Source organism: Mycolicibacterium duvalii, from assembly GCF_010726645.1.
Taxonomy (GTDB): Bacteria; Actinomycetota; Actinomycetes; order Mycobacteriales; family Mycobacteriaceae; genus Mycobacterium; species Mycobacterium duvalii.
The window spans coordinates 4,139,280-4,151,223 of record NZ_AP022563.1; the positions used below are offsets into that span (position 1 = coordinate 4,139,280).

8 protein-coding genes are annotated in these 11,944 nt (G+C 69.4%); 3 read left to right on the plus strand and 5 right to left on the minus strand.

Translation table 11 applies throughout. From position 1 onward, the window contains the following. Positions 1-3: 3 nt before the first annotated feature. The 4 genes from eccCa to G6N31_RS19600 form a co-directional block, all read right to left on the minus strand. Positions 4-3,990: a type VII secretion protein EccCa gene (eccCa, locus tag G6N31_RS19585; protein WP_098000529.1), complete on the minus strand. Its 3,987-nt coding sequence runs from the start codon at positions 3,988-3,990 to the stop codon at positions 4-6. Further along, positions 3,987-5,522, minus strand: coding sequence for a type VII secretion protein EccB (gene eccB / locus G6N31_RS19590; protein ID WP_098000527.1), 1,536 nt, complete (start codon positions 5,520-5,522; stop codon positions 3,987-3,989). The genes eccCa and eccB overlap by 4 nt, the downstream gene beginning before the upstream one ends. Next, entirely contained in the window at positions 5,519-7,360 is a 1,842-nt protein-coding gene (gene eccA, locus G6N31_RS19595; RefSeq protein WP_098000525.1) for a type VII secretion AAA-ATPase EccA, read from the minus strand. The genes eccB and eccA overlap by 4 nt, the downstream gene beginning before the upstream one ends. Positions 7,361-7,519: 159 nt before the next feature. Then, the gene (locus tag G6N31_RS19600) at positions 7,520-8,452 is read right to left on the minus strand and encodes an oxygenase MpaB family protein (RefSeq protein ID WP_420089953.1); all 933 of its coding nucleotides are present in this window, start codon (positions 8,450-8,452) and stop codon (positions 7,520-7,522) included. 89 nt (positions 8,453-8,541) lie between these two features. On the opposite strand from G6N31_RS19600, the gene G6N31_RS19605 reads away from it, so the two are divergent. Then, positions 8,542-9,168: a TetR/AcrR family transcriptional regulator gene (locus tag G6N31_RS19605; RefSeq protein WP_098000523.1), complete on the plus strand. Its 627-nt coding sequence runs from the start codon at positions 8,542-8,544 to the stop codon at positions 9,166-9,168. Here G6N31_RS19605 and G6N31_RS19610 read toward each other — a convergent pair. Then, positions 9,165-9,740 (minus strand): VOC family protein, encoded by a 576-nt coding sequence (locus G6N31_RS19610; RefSeq protein WP_098000521.1) that lies wholly within the window; start codon positions 9,738-9,740, stop codon positions 9,165-9,167. The two genes, G6N31_RS19605 and G6N31_RS19610, sit on opposite strands and share 4 nt — an antisense overlap. A gap of 93 nt (positions 9,741-9,833) precedes the next feature. On the opposite strand from G6N31_RS19610, the gene G6N31_RS19615 reads away from it, so the two are divergent. Both G6N31_RS19615 and G6N31_RS19620 read left to right on the plus strand, forming a co-directional pair. Continuing rightward, entirely contained in the window at positions 9,834-10,946 is a 1,113-nt protein-coding gene (locus tag G6N31_RS19615; RefSeq protein WP_098000519.1) for an alpha/beta hydrolase, read from the plus strand. Further along, positions 10,943-11,890 carry an NAD(P)-dependent oxidoreductase gene (locus G6N31_RS19620; RefSeq protein WP_098000649.1) on the plus strand — a complete coding sequence of 316 codons (948 nt, stop codon included), beginning with the start codon at positions 10,943-10,945 and terminating at the stop codon, positions 11,888-11,890. The genes G6N31_RS19615 and G6N31_RS19620 overlap by 4 nt, the downstream gene beginning before the upstream one ends. Positions 11,891-11,944 lie beyond the last annotated feature (54 nt).

Sequence of the window (11,944 nt, forward strand, 5' to 3'; positions counted from 1 at the left end):
CTGTCAACGGTGTTCTCCCCCACCGGCCCGCGCGCCGGCGGTCGCGCCGGCCAGCGGGTTGACCAGCTGGACGAACGTCGCAGTGTCACGCTCGTCGAGCATCATCGCCCGGCCCACCGGCAACCGGCTGAATCTGTGGCCGCGGATCTTTCCGCTGTCCTGCGGGTTGCCCGACAGCATCAACGTGGTGGCCTGCAACTCGTTGAGCCGACGCAGCAGCGGTGCGGTCATCACCGCGTGGGCGGCCCCCGAGGCGCGAGCGGTGACGATGACCCGCAACCCGAGATCGGAGGCCTGCGCCAGCAGGCCCAGCAGGGCGGTCCACGGCCGCTGCCCGACGAACGGTCCGCTGACGGCCGGGCCGTCCGGGATCTGGTCGACGTCGTCGATGATCAGGTAGTGCAGGTGGCTGTCGGCGCCGTTGCGATAGGACCAACCGGACAGTTGCTGGGGCGTCAGACCCGCAGGCGGACGGCGCTTCTCGAGCAGAGCCGACAGTCCGAGCATCGCCGGCAACACCCTGTCGATGTTGGGCGTGTACTCGTTGTCGGCGAACAGCGGCTCGTCGACCAGTTGCAGCCGGCGGTCGATCACCGTGAACGCCACCTCGTCGGGACGCGAGTTCTCCCTGATGGTCCGGATCAGGTGCCGCAACAGCGTGCTCTTCCCGGTCTTGGCGTCACCGAAGACGGTCAGCAGCGGGTTGCCGGAGAAATCGACCGCGACCGGGGCCAGGTCCTCCTCGCGCTGACCGATGACCACCTGCTCGGGTGCTGGGTAGAGCACCGGCAGCGCCGACGGCGGCAGATTGGTCGGCAGCAACCGCACCACCGGTGCCCGCCGGTCCGGGTACCGCGCGTTGAGGGCCGGAATGGATTCCAGTGCGGGGCGGGCGAACAGGAAATGCTCGGCGGTCATGGTCAGGCCGCGGCCGGGCTGGTCGGCCGGCACGCTCTCGGCCGGCCGGCGCAGCGCCCCGGCCACCCGCACGTTGCTGTCGTGGGGGTCGTGCAGCCGCAGTTCCAGGCGCAGGCCCAGGCCCTCCCGCATGGCCAGCGGCACCTCGAGCCAGTTCGGTGTCGTGAGCACGACATGGATGCCGTACGACAGTCCGGTGTTGACCAGTTCGGTCACCTTGGCCAGCAACGGGTTGCGGGTGTTGAACGTGTCGGTGTTGTCCCGGCTGAACGCGTACAGGTTGTCGATGACCAGGAACACCTCACCGTAACCGTCCTGGTAGCCGGCCTGACCGGTATTGCCGCCGGCGGAGCTGCGCTGCTGGCGGGCGCGGAGCAGCTGTTCGAGTTCACCGAACGTGCGGCGGATCTTCTCGGGCTCCAGCGGTGAAGCCACGCTGCCGACGTGGGCGAGCGCGTCGAGGCCGCGCAACTGCCCGCCGCCGTAGTCCAGGCAGTAGAACGACACATCTCCCGGAGCGTGCAGCGCCGCGGCCGACATGATGAACGTCTGCAGCGCGGTCGACTTGCCGGACTTCGGCCCACCGTGGATGACCATGTTCGCGGCCGCCGATCCGGCGTCGAAGACCAGTGGGTCCCGGCGCATCTCGAACGGGCGGTCGATCTCGCCGAGCGGCCAGCGCCATTGCCGCTCGCCGACGCCGGCACGGTCGAGCAGCTCGGCCAGCGGGATCTCCTCTTCCAGCGGGGGCAACCACAGCTGGGGGGCGCGGGGCCCGTACTGCGCGAGCTGGTCACCGACGGTGGCGATCAACTTGCGCGGCGGCAGCACCTCGACGTCGGCGCCGTCGTCGACGATGACGGTGTCGGGTTCGGGGTCCACCCACCCGGCGGTGAAGGGCTGTGGGCGCGGGATCGCGTGCACGACAATGGACTTGTCCACCCGGGGCGGCTCGTAGATACCGTCGACGTAGGTGCTGCGGAACTTGATCGGCCGGGCACCGGGCGCCGGCACCAAGAAGCCCACGCCCTTGTGGTCGCGACCCGATTCGATGTGATAGGCGTCCTCGACACCGATGATCTGCCGGGACACGCTCGGGCTGGCCACCTTCAGGCCGATCCGGTACGAGGTGTTCTTGTCGATGTCCTTGATCCGGCCGACATCCAACGTCTGGGACGCGAACAGGATGTGGATCCGGAACGAGCGGCCCTTGCGGGCGACATAGTCGAAGAGGTCGGCGTACTCGGGGTGGTCGGCGAGCATCAGCGTGAACTCGTCGGCCACCACGAACAACGTCGGTATCGGTGGCAGATCGGCAGCCGCCTCGGCGTCGGAGTTCCGCGCCGCCTCGTATTCGGTCACCGAGTTGAACGCGCTGCCCTGCACCCGGCGGCCGGTCTCCTTGAGCAACTGCTCACGCCGGGCCACCTCGCCGCGCAGGGTGTCGGCGAATCGGTCGGCCAGCGAACGCTTCTCGGCCATGTTCGAGATGACCGCCACCACCTGTGGGAAATGTCGGAAAATGTCGGCGCCGGCCTCACCTTTGAAGTCCGCGTAGATCACGATGAGCCGGTCAGCCGGGTGAGTCGTCAACAGCGCCAGCAGGATCGACATGAGAGTCTGCGACTTGCCCGAACCCGTCATGCCGATCATCAGGCCGTGCGGCCCCATTCCCCCTTCGGCCTCGTCCTTGAGGTCGAACATCAGCGGTTCACCGGTTGCGGTGACACCGATGGGCACCCGCAGCTCGTCGTCGCGGTGGCGCGGCGCCCACAGTGCCGCGACGTCGAGCGCCGAGGCGTCGGGGATGCCGAGCAGCGTGGTGAACGTCGCGCCGCCGGTGGCGGCCGAGCGGGCGTGGCTGGGATTGGAGTCCCATCGCGCCAATCGGCGGGCCAGGTGCGCGGCATCGGCGACATCCATGCGATCAGCGGTGTCGACGAACGGCGACCAACCGTTGCGCTGCCAGCGGGTGATTCGGCCGTCGGCGAGACGCAGGATCGGCCGCTCGGGATCGGGGTATTGGTCGCGGTCGGGTTCTCCGGCGCTGCGATGGATCACCGTCACGCCGGACAGCCCGCGTCCGACGAACTCGGCCGGGTCGGCGTCGACGTCGTCGAGCACGATCACCAGGTGTTTGACGTCGGCGACGCCGGTTCCGGTGAACGGGCCCCGGTCGGCCAGGGCGGGCGCGAGCCGGTCTCGGAGCTCACCGGCCGTGGTGGCCAGGTAGCGGGCCGGACCGACGCCGTCGACCGAATGGGGCACGTCCACGTGCGGGAGCCACTTCAGCCACGACCAGTCGGGGGACTCCAGATCCGCTCCGGCGAAGGCGATCCCGAGCACCGACGGGTCGTGCCAGGTGGCCGCTTGGGCCAGCCAGGCGCGCAGCGCGGCGTTGACGTCGTCGCGGTCGCCGAACACGGTGATCCGCGCCAGCTTGGACAGCTCCAGCCCGGCCGGCGCGTCGTGCAGGGTGCGCTGCGTGTCCAGGAGCCCGCGCAGGGTGGTGTGCGATACCGGTTCGAGGTCGATCTCGTCGGTGATCTCTTTGACGCGCAGCGTCGCATCCAGCGCCCGGTCGTGCAGACCGGCGCGCAGCACCAGGAAATCGCCGTCGTGCGGATCACGTTCCCACTGGCGCCGCGTACCCGGGACGGCGGTCAGCGCAGCCGGTTCGGGATGAGACCACAGCAGCGCGGTGCGCTGCTCGTCGGCGTGGGCGCGCACATTGTCGCGGACCACCGACAGGTAGCGCAGGTAGTCGGCGCGCTCGGCGTCGACTTCCTCGGTGCGCATCTTGTTGTCCGATCCGCGGTAGAGCGCCGTCGCCGCGAGCAGCAGCACGAACGGGAAGAACAGTGTCGTCGGCGAGATCAGCCGCAGGCCGGTGGCCACCAGCGCCACGATCATGCCCACGATCAGGATGACGATCAGATACGGCAGCGCCCTGCGCAGCAGTGACGGCGGGACCACCCGCGGCAGCTCGGGCGGGGGTTCGATGGTGATGGTGCCTTTACGGGACACCGGCGGCGGTATCCGCTTGCGGTGCTCGAAGATCAGCCTGCTCACGGGTTCTCCAAACGAGGGGCGGTCTGCAGCCGGGCCGGCGACGGGTTGGGTGCCAGCGTGTCGTGGGCCAGTAGCGCGTCGGTGCGGGACAGGGTCGGCCCGGTAGCGAACTGGGACAGGACCGACCATGGGGCGGGCAGCGGCGCGGCGGACAGGCCCAGTGCCTCGAGGGTGTCGGTGCCATCGGTCGAGGCGGTGTCGATGCCATAGCGCACCCCGGTGTCGCTGAGCCAGAACAGCCCGCTACCGCTGTCGACGAAGTAGCCGGTCCCGGCGGGCATCGCGACCCGGTCGGCGGGACCGCCGGGCGCCCCGGAGGTCACCAGGTCCACGGTCTGCACGCCGTCAGCGATCGGCAGCGCCGCGCCGGACAGCAGGGTCAGCGACTCCGCCTGCGCTCCTTCGGGTTTGGCCCACGACGCACAAATCACCGGGTCGGTTGCGGTGTCGACGAGAGTGACCGGTCCGGCCGGGTAGGCCGCGGTGTCGACACCGCGGGCGGTCGGCAGTTGCGCGACGGTGTCGGCCCCCAGCCGCGGCGGCTGATCCAACCCGAACGAGTCGGTGTTGCGCAGGATCGACGCCACGACCGGCGAGATCGGCTGCAGCCCGTCAGCGAGGACCACGTAGTGCCGCAGGGTGTTGTCGGCTTCGTAGGCCACCACCACCGCGCCGATCGGTGCAGCCACCGGCAGCGGCAGCGCCGGTGGCGCGCCGGCACCGGGGATCGCCGGCGCCGTCAGCGCCGGCGCCTCGGGGATCGCGTTGAACACGCCGGTGGCGATCGGCTGGACCGACAGCGGCGCGCCTCCGAGACCCAGCCCGTCGATGACGGCGCGGTCGGTGATGTCGATCGGGCTGCGCTTGCCCTCCCACAACAGCCAGGTCCGGCCGGCGTTCTCGACGAACAGCGCCTCGCCGTCGGGCAGCGGCTCGGCCTTCTCGCCGCCGCCGGCCGGCTCGCCGGTGATCACCGTGACCCCGGTGATCGCGCCGGTCTGTGCGTCGCACACCGTCCAGTGGGCGTCGGCGGTCGGGTCGGGAACCATTCGCTCGGGCGCTCCGGGGATACCGAGCGTGTTGCCGCGCGCGAACTGGTCCAGCTCCGCGCTCTTGACCAGCGACGGGTTGTCGGGCCGGCCGGTGATCAACCGCGCCGAGGTCAGGTTGAGCACCGGATGCAACTGGTCGCCGAGCTTGACGTACAGCGCGGCGGTCTCGCGGTCGGCGAGTATCGAGTCGGTGCCGGCCGCCCCGCCGGGACGGATCAGGGAGAACAAGAAGCAACCGATGATGCCGGTGACCAGGATGAGCGCGCCGACGAGCACCGCGCGCGACTGGGTGCGCAGCGGGTCGACGAGCATGCGGGTGTCGTGCAGCGCGACACCGGACGCGATGCGGCGCCGCATGAACCGCCATCCGGTGACCTGGTGGCGGGTCACGAAGCCGCGTCGATAGGTCACCTGCGCGGGATGGTCGTTGGCCGGCGTGCGGGACTGGAAGGACCGCCGGTCGTCGTCGGGCGCGGTCATCGCGGCACCGACAGGCCCAGCCCGCGCAGCAGCGGAGCAGCAGAGTTGGCGACGTCGGTGGCCGTGATGGTCATCAGCTCGTCGTCGGTGAAATCCACCGAATCGGAATGGTCGAGGCGGTACTCGCGCTCCTCCTCGGAACGTTCGACCAGGTTACGCACGAAGCGGCCGTTGCCGGCGATGTCCAGGCTGCGCCGGGCCACCCCGTTGGCGTCGGGCGTGGTGGACTGCGCCAGGTATTCGAAGAGCTGCTCCATGTCCCTGCGGGCCGCGTCTTCGAAGCGCGAATCACGCTTCTCGGCCATCCGGGTGGCGATTTCTACGAGCTCCTTACCTGAGTACGACGGGAAGTCGATGCTGCGGGTGAACCGCGACCGCAGGCCCTCGTTGGTGTCGAGGAAGGTGTCGAGGTCCTTGCGGTAGCCCGCGACGATGACCACGAGGCGGTCGCGGTCGTTCTCCATCCGGGCCAGCAGTGTGTCGATGGCGACCAGGCCGAAGTCGTTCTTGGCGCCGGTGGACACCAGCGCGTAGGCCTCGTCGAGGAACAGCACACCGTCGAGTGCGCTGTCGATGATGGCGTTGGTCTTGGCCTCGGTCTCGCCGATGTGCTGGCCGATGAGGTCGGCGCGGTGCACCTCGCGCACCGTCTCCTTCTTCAGAAGGCCCAGCCCGCAGTAGATCTTGGCGACCACCCGCGCGATCGTGGTCTTACCGGTGCCGGGCGGGCCGGCGAACACCAGGTGGTTGGTGCGCTGCGCGACGGTCAGCCCGCGTTCCTGACGCCGAAGCGCCATCGCCACCGAACTCTTCAGCCGTGCAACCTGATACTTGACCTCGTCGAGGCCGATGAACTCGGCGAGTTCGGCCTCGGCCTCGATGAGCAGGTGCGCCTTACGGTCCTTGGCGCCGGGGTCGACGAAGTCGGCCTCGCCCGGTTCGGTCTGGGGGTCCCACGGATCGGAGCGGGCCTCGATCCGGGCGGCCGTGGTGGTGGGGATGCCGAAGCTGGTGTCCGACAGGGCCTCTTCGATCTGCGTGTTCTCGGGGTTGGCCGCATACAGCTCCTGCAGCATTTCCTGGGCGTCCTCGTCCTCACCCTGGGCGCGCAGGGTCAGCGCCTTGGCCAGCGCACCGTCGGTGGCCGCGACCGGTACCGGACCTTCTGGCTTTTCCAGGTGCGACAGCGCCGGCGCGTACATGCCCAGCCGGGCCAGCGCGATGCCCAGGGTCACGCGGGCGGCGTGCGCGTAGGCCTCGTCGAGGGAATCGTCGGCCACGATCGGTGTCAGCATCCGCACGACGTCAGACCATCGGCCGGCCCGGTAATGGATGGCCGCGCGCACCCAGCGCGCCTGCAGCCAGCCCGGTCGGCGCTCGAGCACCTCGCCGACCAGCTTGTCCGACGCCGCCCAGGAACTCGGCGCATTGACCGCTTCGCAGCGGGAGACCGCATAGGCCAGGGCGAAATCGTCGGCATCGGTGGCCCGGAATTGCAGATACAACCCGGTGTCGTAGGAGAACCCCAGCGCGCCGGGCGCGAGTGCGATCTCGCGCTGCAGCCGTCCCGCGGTCGCCGATGTTTGCCATACCGCGTCGAGGACCGCCGGCGAGACGTCCCCGGCCGCGGCCAGCCCGGTCCACGCGTCGCACTCGTCGTGCGCGGTCCGCGTCAGGGCGGCGAATCCCGCCCGGGCAGCCGTGAGATCAGCGGGCCGTCGCCTGTCGTGGACGGACAATCCCAGCGCGCGGCAGCAGGTCGAGAACCTGCTGACGACGTCGGGGTCCACCCGTCCCGCTCCGGCCCGAGGCGCGAGCGTGTCACTTCGCATGTCCATGAAATAGTCGCGGTGCGGGATGTCTGCCGATTTGCCAGAATCCCGAGGTCCCGCCCAACTCCCTCACCGTCAGTTATGTATGGCTAAGCTAACTCGGGCTGAAAGTTAGCACCGCGGGAGCAAACTGTCGAGACGCACGGTGAGTTGGGAAAGGGAGGGTCAGACCAGCGGACGGCCGGTACGCATCCGCCAGTCCAGATCCTTGAGCAGGACGTTGAACGGGAACTCACGGAGGAATCTCGGCGAGACCGTGTTGACGAACCGCAGCACGCCCATCAGGCGGTCGAAGCGCCGCTGCTGGGCGGCATCCCACGGCAGGCGCATCTCGTCGCGGAACCGCTGCGGCAGGAACCCGGTGGTGATCAACAACGCCAGCGCCTCCGCGCGCCGTTGCAGCGGGCCGGGCAGGGTCAGACCACGCAATCGCGACGTCGCGATCGGGTACAGGAACTCGCGCACCGTGTCGTCGATGTGCACCTCGTCGAGTTGTTCCTGCCAGTACCGATCGAAGGCCTCGCGGTCGGCCGGCCACATCTCGTCGTCCACCTGCAGCATCGTGGCCAGCGCGCGGCCCTGCTCGAAGAGTCGGTCGGCAGCCCGCTCGTCGAGGTCGCCGGCGAACAACCGGTGGACGTCGACGACGCCCTTGTACAGGCAGGCGCCCACCCACAGCTGCAGGTTCTTGTCGAACGCGTGGTACTTCACCGGACTCTCCTCGGTGGAGTACACCTGCGCATGGGCACCGTTGACCGCGCGCCGGAACGCGAGCTTCTGTTGCGCGGTGCCGTTGGTCGACACCGCGAGGTAGGTGAACGTGGTGCGGGCCCGCTTGATCGGATGCCGGTCGATGCGCCCGCTCTCCACCCTGCTCTCGGCCACGCCGTACCCGACGCCGGGCCGGGCCAGCTGCATGATCACGTTGGCCGGGCCGGCCAGCAGGCCGAGGCCGAGCATCCCGTCGTCTCGCGCCGGACGCCACCGGCTGCGCCGCACCGCTCCGGTCAGGTCACTCATCGGCCGCTCCACCACCGACTGCGGCGGCGCCACGTGCGGCGTGGTGATCTCCGGTTGCGCTGCCTCGTCGACCGTCACGGTCACTCCTCTCCAGCCGGCCGCACCAAATGTGCGAACGCTTGTTTCCCGATATTGCTCGGTGTCGGTGTGGCTGTCAATATGGGGGCATGGCCCAGGTCCGCCCATACCGCGGTGTGCACGCCGCGCAGCGCATCGCCCAGCGCAGACGCCGGCTGCTGGAGGCGGGATTGGAGCTGCTCGGAGGGCGTTCGGCACCCGCGGAACTGACGGTGCGTGCCATCTGCGCGCAGGCCGGGCTGGCGGCGCGCTACTTCTACGAGAGCTTCGTCGACAAGGATGCGTTCGTCAGCGCGGTGTTCGACTGGGTGGTCGCCGACATCGCCGCGACCACCCAGGCCGCGGTGGCGTCGGCCCCGGCGCGGGAGCAGAGCCGGCAGGGCATGGCCAACATCGTGCGGACGATCTCCGAGGACCCGCGCGTGGGCCGCCTGTTGTTCGACATTCATCTGACCAACCCGGTGGTGAGCCGCAAACGCGCCGAATCCGGCGCGCTGTTCGCGCTGCTGTCGGGACAGCACGCCGGTACCGCGCTGCAGGTCGCGCCGAGCGAGCAGCTCAAAGCCGCCGCACATTTCGTGGTGGGCGGGGTGGCCCAGACGCTGTCGGCCTGGTTGGCCGGAGACGTGACGTTCACCGCCGAGCACCTCGCGTCACACCTCGGTGCGCTGATCGACCGCCTGGCCGATCCGGCGTTGTACGCGAGCCGTGGCTAACTGCGCGCCGGCAAGCGCCGTTCCGCGGCGGTCTTCGGGACCGTCGTCGTGTCGGCGTCGCCGAATTCCTTCGTCCAGCAGGCGAACTCGAGCGTGATGCCGTCAGGGTCGAGAAAGTAGAACGAGCGCACGTAGACGCCGGGGTGCACGGTCGGCGAGACCTGCGCGTCGCTTTCGTCGTGATTGAGCACCGGGCCCACGCGCACCCCTTTGTCCTTGAGCCGCTGCCGGTATTCGTCGAACTTCTCGGCCGGCACGTGGAAGGCCAGGTGGTTCATCGTGCTGACGGCGCTGACGATGTCACCGATGCCCGGAATGGCCTCCGGCGAAGAGATGCCGGGCACCCGGTCGGGCGCGTCGGCGAACCAGAAGAACGCGACGCAGTCCCCGTTGCCGGCGTCGAAGAAGAAGTGCTGCCCCATGCCGCCGGGCAGATCCAGCGACTTGACCAGCGGCATGCCCAGGACGCCGCTGTAGAACTCGACGGTCCGGGCCATGTCCGAGCACACCAGCGCGACGTGGTTGATCCCACCGAGTGCGAACTCGGAATTGGTGTTCTGCGGCTTGATCACGATCCCGCTCCCCTCACTCCGGGATGAACCTAACATCGGGGTTGCGATGAGACCGTTGAACGTGCGACCCCCGACGAGAAGGCCGGAGCATCCATGACCGACATCAGCCGCGAGTTCATCGGTCTGGATTCGACCACGGCGCACCGCGCCGGCTCCGGGGGCCACCCGTGTCAGGGCCTCTACCACCGGCCCGCCGGACACCGGCCGACGGTCGCGATGATCGCCACGCATTATCAGATCGACTTCTCCGAGCATTACCTCGCCGAGCATCTGGCCGCGCGTGGCATCGGCTTCCTCGGGTGGAACACCCGCTACCGTGGTTTCGAGAGCAGCTTCCTGCTCGATCACGCCCTCGTCGACATCGGTGTCGGTGTGCGCTGGCTGCGCGAGGTCGCCGGCGTCGAAACCGTGGTGCTGCTGGGCAATTCGGGAGGTGGCTCGCTGATGGCGGCCTACCAGGCCAACGCGGTACACGGCCACGTCACCCCGCTGCCGGGCATGCGGCCGGCAATGGGACTCGACGACCTTCACGCCGCCGACGGCTACATCGCCACCGCCGCGCACCCCGGCCGTCCCGAGGTGCTCACGGCGTGGATGGACGCCTCCGTGGTCGACGAGAACGACGCCGTGGCAACCGATTCCGACCTCGACCTGTTCAACGAGCGCAACGGGCCGCCCTTCGACGCCGACTTCGTGGCGCGGTACCGGGCCGCCCAGGTGGCCCGCAACGACGCGATCACCGACTGGGCGGAGGCCGAACTGACCCGGGTGCGCGCGGCGGGGTTCTCGGACCGGCCGTTCACGGTGATGCGCACCTGGGCGGACCCGCGCATGGTCGACCCGACCCTGGAACCGACGAAGCGGCCGGCCAACATGTGTTATGCGGGGGTCCCGGCCAAGGCCAACCGGTCGACCTACGGCATCGCCGCGGCCTGCACGCTGCGCAACTGGCTGGGCATGTGGAGCCTGCGCCACGCCCAGACCCGCGCCGAACCGCACCTGACGCGCATCGACTGCCCCGCCATGGTGGTCAACGCCGAACAGGACACCGGCGTCTACCCGTCCGACGCCCGGCGCATCCATGAGGCTTTGGGCAGCGCGGACAAGTCTCTGCACGCCATCGACACCGACCACTACTTCACCACGCCGGGAGCGCGCACCCAGAAGGCCGACCTGATCACCGAGTGGATCACCCAGCGGTGGTGAACGTGCTGGCCCATTTCGTGGCCACCCCGAAAGTCATTGATTACCTTGCTGCGCACCAGGACTGGTTACACGTGCGGTTCTGCGCCGAGGACGACGACGACACCCTGCACGCTGAACTGCCTGCAGCCGAGGTGATCTGGCACGTCCTGCGTCCGTTGACGGCCGGCGATCTGGCGCGGGCCCCCCGGCTCAAGCTCGTCCAGAAGCTCGGCAGCGGCGTCAACACCGTCGACGTCGACGCCGCCACCGCGGCGGGCGTGGCGGTGGCGAACATGCCCGGCGCCAACGCGGCGTCGGTCGCCGAGGGCACCGTACTGCTGATGCTCGCCGCCCTGCGCCGGCTCCCTCAGCTCGATCGCGCGACCCGCGCCGGCACCGGGTGGCCGTCGGACCCGACGCTCGGTGAGACGGTGCGCGACCTCGGCGGCTGCACGGTCGGGTTGATCGGCTACGGCAACGTCGCGCAGCGCGTCGAACGCATCCTGGTGGCGATGGGCGCCCAGGTCCTCCACACCCGCACCCACGACGACGGTCATCCCGGCTGGCGACCCCTGCCCGAACTGCTCGCAGTCAGTGACATCGTGTCGATCCACGTGCCGCTGACCGAGGACACCGCCGGCCTGCTCGACGCCGCCGCGTTGGCGCAGATGAAACCGGGTGCGGTACTGATCAACACGGCCCGCGGGCCGATCGTCGAGGAAGCCGCACTCGTCGATGCGCTGCGCAGCGGCCGGTTGGCGGCCGCCGGTCTGGACGTCTTCGCCGTCGAACCGGTTCCCGCCGACAATCCGCTGCTGGGGCTCGACAACGTCGTCCTCACCCCGCACGTGACCTGGTACACCGCCGACACCATGCGGCGGTACCTGGAATCGGCGGTCGACAACTGCGCACGGCTGCGCGATGGTCACCACCTCGTCAACGTTGTGAACGCTCCGGCGGGGTAACCTCGAAACCAACCAACCGGTTGGGACCGGCCACGACGAGGTGGAAAGGCGCAG